Source organism: Bacillus sp. FSL M8-0266, from assembly GCF_038613425.1.
Classification (GTDB): domain Bacteria; phylum Bacillota; class Bacilli; order Bacillales; family Bacillaceae; genus Bacillus; species Bacillus pumilus.
Genome location: NZ_CP152015.1, coordinates 2,506,174 through 2,521,046, shown reverse-complemented (window position 1 = coordinate 2,521,046; position 14,873 = coordinate 2,506,174). Strand labels below are relative to the sequence as shown.

Below are 14,873 nucleotides of genomic sequence, written 5' to 3'. Positions count from 1 at the left end.
TGTTGAGGTGAGCATCTTGAAAACTCAAAAACAGCAATATGTGACGATAAAAGGTACAAAAAACGGATTAACATTACAGTTAAATGATGACTGTTCGTTTGATGACCTTCTTTCTGGCTTGCGAGAGGTTCTTTTACTTGAGCAATATACAGATGGAAGGGAAGGTCATAAGGTTAATGTGCATATTAAGCTTGGTTTTCGGTATTTAACAGAGGATCAGGAAATGCGTTTGACTGAAGCAGTCTCTGAAAATGAACATCTCGTCATTCACTCTATTGAAAGTGACGTCATGTCAACTGAAGAGGCGAGACGATTAAAAGCAGAGGCCGAAATTACCTCTGTAGCCAAAATTGTGCGCTCTGGACAGGTACTGTATGTTGAAGGAGATCTCTTATTAATAGGAGATGTCAATCCTGGCGGAACGATTCGTGCAGGGGGGAATATTTTTGTGCTCGGCGCTTTAAAAGGCGTGGCACATGCTGGATGTAATGGGAATAAACAAGCTGTCATTGCGGCATCTCGTATGATTCCAACACAGCTTCGCATCGCACAAGTGTTTAACCGTGCACCAGATCAAAAAGAAGATGGAAATGAAATGGAATGTGCTTATTTAGATATAGATGGCAACATGATCATTGAACGCCTGCAGCAATTGGCTCATATAAGACCTAATCTGACAAGGCTTGAGGGAGGAATGTGAAATTGGGCGAGGCTATTGTGATTACCTCAGGAAAAGGCGGCGTTGGCAAAACAACAACATCTGCAAACTTAGGCACAGCACTAGCAATTCAAGGGAAAAAGGTGTGTCTAGTTGATACCGATATTGGCCTTCGGAATTTAGATGTCGTGATGGGGCTTGAGAACCGCATTATTTATGATCTAGTCGACGTAGTAGAAGGAAGATGTAAAATTCACCAAGCGCTTGTAAAAGATAAGCGTTTCGAGGATCTTTTGTATCTTTTACCCGCTGCTCAAACAAGCGATAAAACGGCTGTAGAACCAGAGCAGATCAAAGAATTAATTCAATCATTGAAACAAGACTTTGATTATGTCGTCATTGATTGCCCTGCTGGAATTGAGCAAGGCTTTAAAAATGCTGTATCTGGTGCAGATAAGGCAATTGTCGTGACGACGCCTGAGATCTCAGCTGTGAGAGATGCCGACCGTATCATCGGCTTGTTAGAACAAGAAGATATCGAACCACCTCGTTTGATAGTCAACCGTATTCGTACACACATGGCGAAAAGTGGCGATTCAATGGATGTGGATGAAGTTGTCCATCACTTATCGATTGATCTTCTTGGCATTGTCGCTGATGATGACGACGTGATTAAGGCTTCAAACAATGGTGAACCGATTGTCATGGATGCTAAAAATAAAGTCTCGATTGCATATCGTAATATCGCCCGCCGCGTACTAGGCGAATCTGTTCCACTTCAATCATTTGAAGATGAAAACAAAGGAATGTTTGCTAAGCTGAAAGCATTTTTTGGTGTAAGAGCTTAATAAGCATTCAGGTAAGATGAGACCGATTCGATCAGAATCGGTTTCAGCGTGTAGACAAACCCTCGCATTCGTTGTCAGGTCTGCGCGCTGGTGCTCACGAATGTTCAATTCGCTCTGCGCCAGTGCTCGCCCTTCCTAGACTTCAAAGGTTTTCTATCACGCTGAAAAGAAGACAAAGTGCTAAAATAAACATCATTTTAGCACTTTGTCAACAATCTAAGACCGATTCGATCAGAATCGGTCTTTTTGTTGCATATCAGATGAGGTCGCCACATAAAATGTACAAACTGTTTGTATGTAAAGGGTGATCTCATGAAAAGAGTGGACGAGTACCGAAAGAAAATCGCGCAGCGCCGCAAAACGAAGCAGTCAGCTGCTCCATCTAAGAAGACGACTTTTAAGAAAAAAGAAGATATCCCTCCATGGGTCATGCTGACAGAGGAAGAAAAGCATTCAGGGTCGTCTTCCTTTGAATCGTCGTCTCATCAGCCGAAGAAATATCAGCATCCGCTATTTAACCCCAATGCCTTTGTGCTGAAGTGTTTATTATCTGCATCCCTTGTCTTGATTGCAGCCATTTCATTTAAAGGTCAGGCAGGGCCGTTTCAGCAGCTGAAGCCGATCATTACGCAGACCTTTGAGCAAGATTTTCAATTTGCTGCTGCCAATCGCTGGTTTGAGAAAACAGTTGGAAACCCCCTTGCCTTTTTAACAGACAAAAAGGAAGACCAAAAAGATGTACAAGCGAACCAAGAACTGGCCGTACCTGCTTCTGGAAAAGTGCAGGAATCCTTTACGCAAAATGGAGCAGGTGTCAAAGTCGAAACATCGGCTGAAGCGATTGACAGTATGAAGGAAGGCTATGTAGTAGAAGTGAAAAAGAAAAGTGACACAGGGCTGACAGTGGTCGTGCAGCATGCGGATAACAGCTATAGCTGGTACGGTCAATTAAAGGAAGCCAATGTGGCTTTATACGATTTTGTCGATAAGGGTGAGAAAATTGGCCAGATCTCACTTGATGATCAAGGAAAGGGCACATATTACTTTGCCATTAAGCAAAATGAACAGTTTATCGATCCTATTCAGGTGATGACCTTTGAATAGATGGCTGATCATGCTGACGAAAATTCACATTCATCCGCTGCTGTGGATTGTAATGGCGTTTGCGATTCTCTCTGGTCAAATCAAGCCGCTGCTTTGTCTGCTCATTATCGTCTTTGTCCATGAGCTTGGACATGCAGCGGCTGCTTGCTATTATTATTGGCGCATTCGGCGGATTTTTCTACTCCCGTTTGGCGGAGCGGTAGAAGTAGAAGAGCATGGGAACCGCCCGCTAAAGGAAGAGCTGGCGGTCATTTTATGTGGGCCGCTCCAGCATGTACCGCTCCAGCTTATGGCATGGTTTTTCATGGAAGCTTCTTTTATTTCACACGACATTTTTACGATGTTCACTTTTTATAATATGGCGATTTTCCTTGTGAATCTTTTGCCGATTTGGCCGCTAGATGGCGGAAAATTATTCTTTTTGCTCTTATCAGCATATTACCCGTTCCAACGTGCACATGCCCTTGCCATAAAAGGCTCCCTTGTCTTTTTCATTCTATTGACAGGCGGATTACTTTTGTTTGCGCCGCTTCAATTTAACGGCTGGGTGCTGCTTACCTTTTTAGCCTATTCACTCGTGATGGAGCACCGGCAGCGGCATTATGTCAGGGTTCGTTTTTTACTAGAACGCTATTACGGTAAAAAAGAGCAAAAGGTAGAAAAGCTGATTCCGCTGAGAGCGAGCGCTGAGGAAAAAGTATATGAAGTAATGGCGCGATTCCAAAGAGGCTGTAAGCATCCGATTATTATTGAAAGAGATGGAGTGAAAATGAGCCAGCTTGACGAAAATGAACTGCTTCATGCGTATTTTTCAGATCGAAGAACCACCTCCTCAATGGAAGAGCTTCTTTTGCCGTACTAGTGATGAAAATACGTTGACATTCTGCGTCTAATTTGATATATTTTTTAATGTTATGGATATGTAGCACCCGTGCTACAACCGCGCGAAGCAGGTGTAAAGAGCCTAAGGCCCCCTGTATTCGGCGAGTCTGAGTTTATTAGGAGGTGCAGAGATGTACGCAATTATCGAAACTGGTGGTAAACAAGTAAAAGTTGAAGAAGGTCAAACTGTTTATGTTGAAAAACTAGCTGCTGAAGCAGGTGAAACAGTAACTTTTGAAAACGTATTGTTTGTCGGCGGAGACACTGTCAAAGTGGGTAACCCTTCAGTTGCTGGAGCAACAGTAACGGCTAAAGTTGAAAAACAAGGTCGCGGTAAGAAAATTACTGTGTTCAAGTACAAACCGAAGAAAAACAACCACAAGAAACAAGGTCATCGTCAACCTTACACTAAAGTTGTTATCGAAAAAATCAACGCTTAAGGCGTGTGAGTGATATGATCAAAGCAACCATTACTCGGTCGGCAGCAGATGAAAGCATTACGTCTTTTCAGATGACTGGACATGCCGAGTTTGCTGAAAAAGGTCAGGATCTCGTTTGTGCAGGAGTATCTGCTGTTGTTTTCGGCTCAGTCAATTCAATTATTGCACTGGCAGGATTGGACCCTCTGCTCGATATTGGTGACGAAGGCGGCTATTTCTCTTTTGAATTGCCAGCTGATACAGATCCAGTATCCTTTGAAAAAGCCCAGCTGCTTTTAGAAGGCATGGTCGTTTCCTTAGAAACAATCGAACGAGATTATCACGATTATGTGAGAATATCTACAAAAAAATAGGAGGTGAACTTCATGCTTAGATTAGATCTTCAATTTTTCGCATCTAAAAAAGGGGTAGGTTCTACAAAGAACGGACGTGACTCTGAGTCTAAACGTTTAGGCGCTAAACGTGCTGATGGTCAATTCGTAACTGGTGGTTCTATCCTTTATCGTCAACGTGGAACGAAAATCTATCCAGGTGAAAACGTTGGACGCGGAGGCGACGACACTCTTTTCGCTAAAATCGACGGAACAGTTAAATTCGAACGTTTCGGTCGTGACCGTAAAAAAGTGAGCGTATATCCTGCGGCACAATAATTGCTAAAAACTCCGGTCATTGACTGGAGTTTTTTTCACTTTTTACAAGTAGTATCGAAGATGAAAAAGAGATGCACTCCATCAATATCAAAGAACGTTTGCTGACTTTGCCTCATTTTCTCCTATAGATCAGAAAAAACAACCTTTCCTCACATAACTAGTGTTTTTCTATGCTGTCTTCTCTGTTATAATTCAGGGAGACATAGTGATGATAAGACTCCTAAAAGAGAGACCAAACGATTGGGAGTGCGATAATGGAAGAGATATCAAGTAAACAAAACGAAAAATTAACTCACGTTGCATTAACAAATGAATTGATCTATCTGCTCAGTCGTTCAAGACATGACTGGATGAATAAATTGCAGCTGATCAAGGGCAACTTGACATTAGAAAAATATGACCGTGTGTTTGAAATTATAGAAGAAATGGTCATTGAAGCACAGCATGAATCCAAACTCTCAAATTTAAAAATTCCCCAATTGGCCTATTACTTTCTAACATTTAATTGGGAGTCGCATTTTATCACCTTAGAATACGAAGTGCTTGGTGAAACCCGAGACTTATCAGCATATGAATCGCAGCTGCTAACGGTATCACAGGAGTTGTTTTCGATATTCGATCAATCAGTTTGCCAAAAAACTGAAAATCATTTAACGGTCACGTTCCAAACAGATCATGAAGAGAATGATGTGGTCTTATATTTTGATTTCAAAGGAAAATTAACAAGTTTGGATGCGTTAAATGCGTTTCATGACGCAAACTATCCATGTATGAGTGTAGTTCAATTTCATGTGACAAGTCATGAGTCCATGATCGAGCTTTGTTTGAGGCAAGAATGAGATATGTGATGCAGAGAAACGGAGGAAGTTATGTTTGTAGATCAGGTTAAAGTGTATGTTAAAGGCGGTGACGGCGGAAACGGTATGGTGGCGTTTCGTCGTGAAAAATATGTGCCAAAAGGTGGACCGGCTGGCGGCGATGGTGGAAATGGTGCAGATGTTGTATTTGAAGTAGACGAGGGACTTAGAACATTGATGGACTTTCGTTACAAACGCCATTTTAAGGCGGATCGCGGCGAGCACGGAATGAGTAAAAACCAGCATGGTCGAAATGCGGAAGAAATGATTGTCAAAGTTCCGCCCGGTACAGTTGTGACGGATGCAGAGACGGAACAAGTACTCGCAGACTTAACAGAGCATGGACAGCGGGCAGTCATTGCAAAAGGCGGACGAGGCGGACGAGGAAATTCACGTTTTGCAACACCGGCAAACCCTGCGCCACAGCTTTCTGAAAATGGCGAGCCAGGTAAAGAGCGTGACGTCATCTTAGAATTAAAAGTACTTGCAGATGTTGGGCTTGTTGGTTTCCCAAGTGTCGGGAAGTCAACGCTGCTTTCAATTGTCTCTTCTGCGAAACCGAAAATTGCGGATTATCATTTCACTACGCTTGTGCCGAACCTAGGAGTTGTCGAAACAGATGATAACCGAAGCTTCGTCATGGCGGATCTGCCAGGACTGATCGAAGGCGCGCACGAAGGCGTTGGCTTAGGTCATCAATTTTTACGCCACATTGAGCGGACACGTGTCATTGTCCATGTGATTGATATGTCAGCACTTGAAGGACGTGACCCGTACGAAGATTATGTGACGATTAATGAAGAGCTTGAGCAATACAATATGAGATTGACTGAGCGTCCACAAATCATTGTAGCGAACAAAATGGACATGCCAGATGCAGCTGACAATCTAGCGGCATTTAAAGAAAAATTAACGGATGACTATAAAGTGTTTCCAATTAGTGCGATCACAAGAGAAGGGCTTCGTGAGCTTTTATTTGAAATCGCCAATCAGCTTGAAACAACACCGGAATTCCCGCTTTATAATGAAGAGGAACTGTCTGATAACCGCGTGATGTACAGGTTTGATGAGGGAGATGCACCATTTGAGATCACAAGAGATCCTGATGGTACATTTGTCATAACGGGTAAAGCACTTGAGCGACTGTTTAAGATGACAGATTTCTCAAGAGATGAGTCCGTGAAACGATTCTCTAGACAACTGCGCGGAATGGGCGTCGATGATGCCTTACGTGAGCGTGGTGCACAAGACGGCGACATCATTCGTCTGCTTGAATTTGAATTTGAATTTATTGATTGATCAAAAGGAGGGTCCAGTCCATGGGCTCTCCCGTTTTTAAAAGGGGAGAAAACAGGTGAAAGAAGAAACGTTCTATTTAGTAAGAGAGGATGTCCTTCCAGATGCGATGCGAAAAACGCTTGAAGTTAAAAAGCTTCTCGATCGCAAAAAAGCGGATTCAGTTGCTGATGCTGTTCAACAAGCGGATTTAAGTCGCAGTGCTTTTTATAAATACAGAGATGCTGTTTTTCCATTTTATACGATGGTGAAAGAGCAGATCATCACATTGTTTTTCCACCTTGAGGATCGGTCTGGGGCTCTGTCAAGACTGCTTCAAATTGTGGCTGACTCTGGCTGTAATGTGTTATCCATTCACCAAACGATTCCGCTGCAAGGAAGAGCAAATGTCACCCTATCCATTAGCACGGCTGGTATGGCAGATGATATCAATACAGTCATGAATCAATTAAGAAAACTTGAATTTGTCGAAAAAGTTGAAATTCTAGGTTCTGGGGCGTAAAAGGAGAGATCATAGCAGATGAAGCAATTAACTGTAGGTTATTTTGGACCAGAGGCAACATTTACTCATTTGGCCGTATGCTCTTGCTTTCCAGCAGATGCAGTGCAGCGTGCCTATGCAACGATTCCGCAATGTATGGATGCTGTGTCAAAAGGCGAAGTCGATTTGGCGGTCGTTCCACTTGAAAATGCACTCGAAGGATCTGTGAACTTAACGATTGATTATTTAATTCATGAAGAAGCGCTGTCCATTGTTGGTGAAATGACAGCACCGATTCGGCAGCATTTGCTTGTCCACCCATCAAGAGCGGAAAGCTGGGAGACATTAGATGTGATCCAATCACATCCGCACGCGATTGCCCAGTGTCATCAATTTCTGAAAAAGCAGTACCCGGATATTCCGCATCGTCCAGTTGAATCAACAGGTTATGCAGCGAAATATATCAGTGAGCATCCGGATGAGGCTGCTGGGGCCATTGCGAATGAAATTGCCGCACAAACGTATGGTTTAACGATTGCAAAAAAAGACATTCATGATTATCCGCACAATCATACACGCTTTGTTATTTTACATAAAGATCCTAAAGCATCGTTCCCAATGAATGCAGGGTTCTCATCGAAGCCAAAAACGACCATTGTCGTCAGTCTGCCAAAGGATGACCAATCAGGTGCATTGCACCGCGTGTTATCTGCCTTTTCTTGGCGAAATCTCAACTTGTCAAAAATTGAATCTCGTCCAACAAAAACTGGTCTTGGACACTATTTATTTATTATAGATATAGAAAAAGAAATGGATGATGTCCTTGTCCCTGGTGCGATTCAGGAATTAGAAGCGATTGGCTGTGAAGTCAAATTGCTCGGCAGCTACCAAACATATGAACTAACGAATGAAAAATAGTGTCCTATAAGGGACACTATTTTTTTAGTCTTTAATTAAAAAGCCAGCATCATCGAGCGCTTGGATGGCTTGGTCAAGCTGCTTTTGACTGTAAGAAGTGAGTGTATGTAAATGCACGCCGTCTGTTAGTTCTGACAAGTAGGAGGCGCCCGTGTTAGAAATGTGATGAACGAAATCAGCTACTTGCTTGCGGGTGCTGACGCGAATAGAGGCCGTTAGTTCACCGTAAACAGGGTGCTCTATAATCACATCTTTTACCGTCACACCAAAGTCTACAATTAAGGTCAGTTCCTCTTCTGTACGAACAGGATCATGCTTGCAGGCGATGATTTGTTCAATTTCTCTTTCTGGCGCATGCTGAGATGCCATATACACATAGCCTTGACTTGTGGCAATAATGGGTTCGTTTTTTGCTTTCAATAGTGAGATATCTTGTACAATGACTTGTCGAGAGACAGCCGCCTTTTTAGCCAAAAAGCTTCCGGTGAGCGGTGTATCTGTTTCTTTCAACCACTCTAAAATGGCGTTTCTTCTCTCTTCGCCAATGAGTTTCCTCTCTTGCTCCACGTCTTATGCCCCTTTCTTCTCCTTTTGCAATTGTTCAAATGTATGCAAAAGCTGATCGATGTCCTCTTTTGACGACTTCGATCCAAATGATAGTCGAATGAATTGAAGAGCATCACGATCTGATACGTGCAATGCCTTCACAGCCGGGGAAGGATGGTGATAACCAGAAGCACATGCGCTTCCAGTCGATATACAAATCCCATGCCGGTTGCATGCTAACATTACATATTGTCCTTCAAACCCTTCAAAAAAACAACCAATAATATGAGGCAACATAGGGCGATTGCCATTGTTCTGAAGTGTACGAACAGGAAGCTGTCTCATTTTCAGCTGCTGATGAAAATAATCACGAAGCTGCTCATTTTGCCGCTTTTGCTCATCTAGCTTAAGTATCAATTGTTCGCTCGCAGCAGCAAAAGCACCGATGCATGGAACGTTCACTGTTCCAGGGCGGAAGCCATTTTCCTGAACTGCACCTGAATATAGTGGCTTCCAAGGAACATGAGCACTCATATAGATAGCACCAGCGCCCTTAGGTGCATACACTTTATGGCTCGATATGGATACGGCATCAACCCCAAGCTCCTTGATGGACACACGAACTTTTCCGAATGTTTGCACGGCATCTGTATGAAAAAGAATGTGCCTTTCTTTTAAAATGGGTGCTAATTCAGCGAGCGGCTGGATAATCCCTGTTTCTGAATTAGCATGCTGGATAGATACTAATCCTGTTTCAGGCAATAATGCATCTTTGAGAATGTCCTGAGTGATGATCCCATCTTGATTCGGTTCAATGATCGTAACCTTCGCGCCAAGACGCTCTAAGCTCTTAACCGCATGATGAACAGAAGGATGCTCTACAGAAGTTGTGATGACATGCTGCCTGTCTGCTGGCAGACCATTTGCCATCGATTGAATCGCAAGAAGATTGGATTCCGTTCCACCGCTTGTAAAGTAGATGCCCTCTGGTTCGCCCTCAAGAATGGCAGCGATTGATTGTCTGCTGTAAGTCAGTATGTCATTTGCTCTTCCACCTGCATCATGTAGACTACTTGCATTCCCGTAGCAATCTTTACTTAGCTGCTGAAATACATGCAGTGCCTCCTCCGAAACAGGTGTAGAAGCTGCGTAATCTAAATAAACCAATCCATCCATCTCCTATGAGAAAATTTTTTCTTGTATTTATTGTAGTGTTGTGTAATGATATGTGTCAAGACAGGTGTAAATGACAGGAGGGGCGATGGTGTCATCAATCAAAAAAATCATTGTGGTGGGATCAGGCATTGCAGCGCTTTCCTTTGCAAAAACCATTTCAGCAAGCTGCCAAGTCATCATGATGACAAAAAAACAATTTTCCTCTAGTAATTCCATGCTTGCACAAGGAGGAATCGCTGCTGCCTTTTCAGCACAGGATTCTGTTCATCAGCATGTACAAGACACATTAGCTGCCGGCTGTGATCACAATGATGAAAGGGCGGTACAAGAGATTGTAAGTCTTGGAAAGCATATGGTGGAGCAGCTCGTAGAAGAAGGCTGTCCATTTGATCAAACGGAGACGGGCGTGCCGCAATTAGGTAAAGAGGGGGCGCATACGACTCATCGCATTTTGCATGCAGGAGGAGACCAAACAGGTAAAACCCTCGTGCAGTATTTAAAAAATCAGCTTGGCTCACATATTCATTTATATGAAAATTCCCATGTCGTTGATCTGCTCGTTCACGAAGGAACCTGCATAGGAGTGGTCTGGAAAGACGAGAAAGATCGCGTACATACTATGACCGCAGATGCCGTTGTTTTATCCACGGGCGGCTGCGGCTCCCTATATGAAACAAACACAAATGACCCTTCTATAACAGGAGACGGACTGATGATGGCTTATCGAGCCGGAGCACAATTAGCTGATCTCGAATTTGTTCAATTTCATCCCACCCTCTTGACGATCGCTGGAAAAACAGTCGGTCTCGTTTCAGAGGCAGTCCGAGGAGAGGGAGCCTATTTAGAAGATGAAACAGGCAGGAGGATCATGAAAGGCATTCACCCACAAGCTGATTTAGCGCCTAGAGATATTGTCGCTAGAGCTATTTTTCATGAGCAGCAATTAGGTCATGATCTGTATCTCAATATCAGCGAAATTCCACATTTCTCAGTTCGTTTTCCAGCCATTGCTGCAATGTGTGAGCGGGCAGGTGTCGATATGGCAAGTGGCAGGCTCCCAGTTTCCCCTGGTATGCATTTTTTAATGGGCGGAATCTGCGTGAATGAATATGGTGAAACGACGCTTCCATCTCTTTTTGCTATCGGAGAAGCAGCCTATACAGGCTTACACGGAGCGAATCGATTGGCGAGTAATTCTCTCTTGGAAGGTCTCGTTTTAGGAAACAAAGCGGCACGGAGAATTGAACAAATACCTAAAAAGAAAAAAACAATCCCTTCTTTCTCTATTCAAGAAGTATGGTCCGTGCCAGAGATTTCAGAGGATCAGTTGAGACAATGGATGACGACATATGCCGCAATTGTAAGAGAAGAAAAAGGGCTAAAGACCTTGCTTCAAACATTACAGCAAGTCCCTTATCAGCAAGTGAATGTGAAGAATATCACAAGCCAACAGATCGAATTAAGTAATCAATGGACATTAGCGATTTGCCTTGTGAAGTCTGCATTACTTCGTACAGAAAGCAGAGGCGGTCATTATCGAATGGATTATCCAAAGCGGAATGATGCTTTGTGGAGGGGCATACAGATTGTCCATGAAAAAGGCCGCGTTTACATGATGAAAAATGAAAGGATCGGTGCCAAATGGAACGTTTACAGTTAAAACAAATGCTGACTCATTTTTTCACAGAAGATATTGGCTTTGGAGATGTATCTGCTGATGGCATTTTTGGAGAAAAGAAAGGAACAGCCTATATCATCGCAAAACAATCGGGTGTATTGGCAGGTTCTCAAGTCATTGACATAGGGTACCGCCTGCTGAATGAACAGATTCAGGCTGAGTTGTTTTTTGAAGAAGGTGATTGGATTCATTCAGGGGCAGTGCTGGCGAAAATAAAAGGACCAGTCAGCGACTTATTAAAAGGAGAACGGGTCATTTTGAATGTCTTGCAGCGCATGACAGGTATCGCCACTTTAACACATGAAGCAGTGCAGCGATTAGCGGACCCGTCGATTACGATTTGTGATACGAGAAAAACGACGCCCGGCTTGCGTATGTTAGAGAAATACGCTGTGAAGACAGGTGGGGGAAAGAATCATCGCTTCGGCTTATCAGATGGGGTGATGATTAAAGATAATCATATCGCCGCATGCGGCTCTATTCGTGAAGCAGTAGAGAAAGCAAGAGCATATGCCGGTCATATGGTGAAAATTGAAGTAGAAATTGAATCAGAAACGCAGCTAAAGGAAGCCATTGATGCAAAGGCCGATGTCATCATGTTTGACAACTGCTCTCCGGACGAGGTAAAACGTTTTAAACAAATGACGCCGGAGACAATTCTGACAGAGGCTTCAGGAGGTATCACGCTAGAGACATTGCCAAGTTACAGAGGGACAGGTGTCGATCTTATTTCACTTGGTTTTCTGACACATTCTGCCCCAGCATTTGATTTTAGTATGAATATGGAATTCAGTCATAAAGGGGGAACAACTCATGTCACTGCTTGATGTACTCGCGAATCAACATGTAGCCATGATGCCAGAAGAATATAAACACCGCTCTGTTGATGAGATGAAGCAGCGTGTGTTAGACATTAAACGAGCCTTTGGATCAAAGCTTTTTATACCAGGGCATCATTATCAAAAGGATGAAGTCATCCAATTTGCAGATGCAACAGGAGATTCATTGCAGCTCGCACAAATAGCCGCGGACAACAAGGAAGCGGAGTACATTGTGTTCTGCGGTGTTCACTTCATGGCTGAAACGGCAGACATGCTGTCAAATAAAAATCAAAAGGTTCTATTGCCAGATATGAGAGCAGGCTGTTCAATGGCAGATATGGCGAACATGAAACAAACGGATAGAGCATGGGAGCAGCTCACTGATCTGTTTGGGGAGACAATTCTTCCACTTACGTATGTCAACTCAACAGCTGATATTAAAGCATTTGTCGGAAAGCATGGCGGGGCCACTGTGACATCATCAAACGCTAAAAAAGTGATGGAGTGGGCGCTCACACAAAAAGAGCGGATTCTGTTTCTCCCTGATCAGCATTTAGGGCGTAATACGGCCTTTGATTTAGGCATTTCACTTGAAGAAATGGCTGTCTGGGATCAAATAGAAGAAAGGCTCATCACCGATCAGCCGCTTTCCCGCATCAAGATGATTTTATGGAAAGGCCATTGCTCTGTCCATGAGAAATTCACGGTGCGAAATATTGAAGAAACGAGAAAAAGAGACCGTGACATTCAAATTCTTGTCCATCCAGAGTGCACGCATGAAGTCGTCACGGCTTCTGATCTTGCCGGTTCAACGAAATTTATTATTGATACGATCAAGGAAGCACCAGCAGGAAGCAAGTGGGCGATTGGAACAGAGATGAATTTGGTTAAGCGGATCATAGATCAGCATCGAGATAAACAAATCGAATCCCTCAATCCGGATATGTGTCCATGTTTGACGATGAATCGGATCGATCTCCCTCATTTGTTATGGTCACTAGAAAGCTTAGAGAAAGGTAATCCGGTCGGTTTGATTCAAGTCAATGAAGACACGACAAAAGACGCTTTACTTGCACTGAATAAAATGCTCGCCATTAAATAATGAATCAGCCCCTCCTATCAGAAAACAAGTTTTTATCATATTGGCTTGTAAATAGGCATAAATTTATGGTGAAACATATTGTACTTCTGACATAACCGTTACGTTCACGTTTTGCATAGGAGGGGAAAACGTTGAAAATTCATATTGTGCAAAAAGGAGACTCCCTTTGGAAAATTTCAAAGAAATACGGAGTCGACTTTCAAGAATTGAAAAAACTAAATTCACAGCTCAGTAATCCAGATTTGATCATGCCGGGTATGAAGATCAAGATTCCATCTAGTGGTGTTCCTGTAAAAACAGATCATCAGAAAGCAAAAGAAATGCCAAAGCCGAAAGAACATCCGTATGTGAAAGAAAAGCCAAAAGATGTCGTGCAAGTGCAAGATACGAAGCCGAAAGAAAAGCCAAACGAACCTGTACCTTATGTACCGCCAGTGCCAAAGATCGAGCAGCCAGTTTTTCCGCAAGTCGATGTGAACTATTATCAGACCAATCTCTACCAGCCATTCACGCCTCCTCCCAAAAAAGAACATCATGAGAAAAAAGATCACGTTCATGAAAAGAAAGATCATGCTCATGACAAAAAGGATCATAAAGATCATGTTCATTATGAGAATAAGGAGCATAAAGATAACAAGGATCATTTCCATCATGAAAATAAGAACTATCAAGATAACAAAGACCATTTTTATGATGAAAATAAAGGTCATTTAAAAGATGATGTGGCAAAGGGGTATGATCCGTTTATTCATATTCCGCATCAAAAGGAGGAGGGAAAAGATATGGAACACAGCAATTACCCAAACCTTCCTAATTTCCCGCAAATGCCGAATGTAGGAGGCGCAGCGGTAGGGGGAATGGCTGAGAATAAGGAACATCATCACCATCACCAGCATCATGACGCATATGATCCTTATTATGGTCATGGTCATTACATGCCGGCAATGTATCCATATCCGCAGCAAATGGTGCCAGCATCGCCAATTTTACCAGGGTCAGGTCTTTGTTATCCTATCCAGCCTTATTATCACCATCATCACATGATGCCATATCCATACCCAGCGCAGCCATATTATCCTGCGTATCAAGCGCCAGCTTATTACGGAGAACATTATGAACATCATGCAAACGACGGGCATCACTGGCACCACCATATGCATCCAAATGCCAATGCCAACGCAAATGTCAATGCGAACGTGAATCAAGGCTTTTATCCAAATGTTTCAAATGAAGCTTACGGCAAGGAAGACTGCGGATGTGATGATGGCATGAAGCAGCATCAGCCGTGGCCAGGACATTACCCGAATCCTGTACCTTATGGCCAAATGGGGGCTTATCCAGCTCAGCCTTATATGCAGCCATATCCAGGTCAATCTGTTTTTGCAAGACCAGAGGAAGACGAAGAAGAGTAATGAC

17 protein-coding genes and 1 other annotated feature are annotated in these 14,873 nt (G+C 43.1%); of the genes, 15 read left to right on the top strand and 2 right to left on the bottom strand.

What is annotated here, in order from left to right; translation table 11 throughout:
• Nucleotides 1-16 precede the first annotated feature (16 nt).
• From minC to pheA, 11 genes are all read left to right on the top strand, one after another.
• Entirely contained in the window at nt 17-700 is a 684-nt protein-coding gene (minC, locus tag MKY83_RS12910) for a septum site-determining protein MinC (RefSeq protein WP_034661644.1), read from the top strand.
• Nucleotides 701-702: 2 nt separating this feature from the next.
• Nucleotides 703-1,506: a septum site-determining protein MinD gene (minD, locus tag MKY83_RS12905; RefSeq protein WP_003216504.1), complete on the top strand. Its 804-nt coding sequence runs from the start codon at nt 703-705 to the stop codon at nt 1,504-1,506.
• A 312-nt stretch (nt 1,507-1,818) separates the two neighbouring features.
• Complete coding sequence (locus MKY83_RS12900; protein ID WP_044139999.1) at nt 1,819-2,610, top strand: M23 family metallopeptidase; 792 nt, start codon at nt 1,819-1,821, stop codon at nt 2,608-2,610.
• Nucleotides 2,603-3,472: a M50 family metallopeptidase gene (locus tag MKY83_RS12895; RefSeq protein WP_342487392.1), complete on the top strand. Its 870-nt coding sequence runs from the start codon at nt 2,603-2,605 to the stop codon at nt 3,470-3,472. Before MKY83_RS12900 ends, MKY83_RS12895 begins: the two co-directional genes overlap by 8 nt.
• A 66-nt stretch (nt 3,473-3,538) precedes the next feature.
• Nucleotides 3,539-3,611: a sequence feature (ribosomal protein L21 leader region), on the top strand.
• 12 nt (nt 3,612-3,623) lie between these two features.
• Nucleotides 3,624-3,932 (top strand): 50S ribosomal protein L21, encoded by a 309-nt coding sequence (gene rplU, locus MKY83_RS12890; protein ID WP_003216781.1) that lies wholly within the window; start codon nt 3,624-3,626, stop codon nt 3,930-3,932.
• Nucleotides 3,933-3,946: 14 nt separating this feature from the next.
• A complete protein-coding gene (locus MKY83_RS12885) occupies nt 3,947-4,285 on the top strand; it encodes a ribosomal-processing cysteine protease Prp (RefSeq protein WP_065098528.1) in 339 nt (112 codons plus the stop codon).
• 12 nt (nt 4,286-4,297) lie between these two features.
• Nucleotides 4,298-4,582, top strand: coding sequence for a 50S ribosomal protein L27 (rpmA, locus tag MKY83_RS12880; RefSeq protein ID WP_003216586.1), 285 nt, complete (start codon nt 4,298-4,300; stop codon nt 4,580-4,582).
• A 254-nt stretch (nt 4,583-4,836) separates the two neighbouring features.
• Complete coding sequence (locus MKY83_RS12875) at nt 4,837-5,421, top strand: sporulation initiation phosphotransferase B (RefSeq protein WP_012010758.1); 585 nt, start codon at nt 4,837-4,839, stop codon at nt 5,419-5,421.
• A 30-nt stretch (nt 5,422-5,451) separates the two neighbouring features.
• On the top strand, nt 5,452-6,738 hold the full coding sequence (obgE, locus tag MKY83_RS12870; protein WP_012010757.1) for a GTPase ObgE: 1,287 nt from the start codon (nt 5,452-5,454) through the stop codon (nt 6,736-6,738).
• 55 nt (nt 6,739-6,793) lie between these two features.
• Nucleotides 6,794-7,237 carry an ACT domain-containing protein gene (locus tag MKY83_RS12865; protein WP_003216269.1) on the top strand — a complete coding sequence of 148 codons (444 nt, stop codon included), beginning with the start codon at nt 6,794-6,796 and terminating at the stop codon, nt 7,235-7,237.
• A gap of 18 nt (nt 7,238-7,255) precedes the next feature.
• On the top strand, nt 7,256-8,134 hold the full coding sequence (gene pheA, locus MKY83_RS12860; RefSeq protein ID WP_034661622.1) for a prephenate dehydratase: 879 nt from the start codon (nt 7,256-7,258) through the stop codon (nt 8,132-8,134).
• Between the two features lie 24 nt (nt 8,135-8,158).
• On the opposite strand, the gene MKY83_RS12855 is transcribed toward pheA, so the two are convergent.
• Entirely contained in the window at nt 8,159-8,701 is a 543-nt protein-coding gene (locus MKY83_RS12855) for a transcription repressor NadR (protein WP_050943655.1), read from the bottom strand.
• Between the two features lie 3 nt (nt 8,702-8,704).
• Nucleotides 8,705-9,856, bottom strand: coding sequence for an IscS subfamily cysteine desulfurase (locus MKY83_RS12850; protein ID WP_326848232.1), 1,152 nt, complete (start codon nt 9,854-9,856; stop codon nt 8,705-8,707).
• 85 nt (nt 9,857-9,941) lie between these two features.
• On the opposite strand from MKY83_RS12850, the gene nadB reads away from it, so the two are divergent.
• From nadB to safA, 4 genes are all read left to right on the top strand, one after another.
• The gene (nadB, locus tag MKY83_RS12845; RefSeq protein ID WP_268454459.1) at nt 9,942-11,516 is read left to right on the top strand and encodes an L-aspartate oxidase; all 1,575 of its coding nucleotides are present in this window, start codon (nt 9,942-9,944) and stop codon (nt 11,514-11,516) included.
• On the top strand, nt 11,498-12,361 hold the full coding sequence (gene nadC, locus MKY83_RS12840) for a carboxylating nicotinate-nucleotide diphosphorylase (protein WP_113767493.1): 864 nt from the start codon (nt 11,498-11,500) through the stop codon (nt 12,359-12,361). Before nadB ends, nadC begins: the two co-directional genes overlap by 19 nt.
• Entirely contained in the window at nt 12,348-13,457 is a 1,110-nt protein-coding gene (nadA, locus tag MKY83_RS12835) for a quinolinate synthase NadA (protein ID WP_065098523.1), read from the top strand. Before nadC ends, nadA begins: the two co-directional genes overlap by 14 nt.
• Nucleotides 13,458-13,588: 131 nt before the next feature.
• Nucleotides 13,589-14,869, top strand: a complete 1,281-nt coding sequence (gene safA, locus MKY83_RS12830; RefSeq protein WP_065098522.1) for a SafA/ExsA family spore coat assembly protein — start codon at nt 13,589-13,591, stop codon at nt 14,867-14,869.
• Nucleotides 14,870-14,873 lie beyond the last annotated feature (4 nt).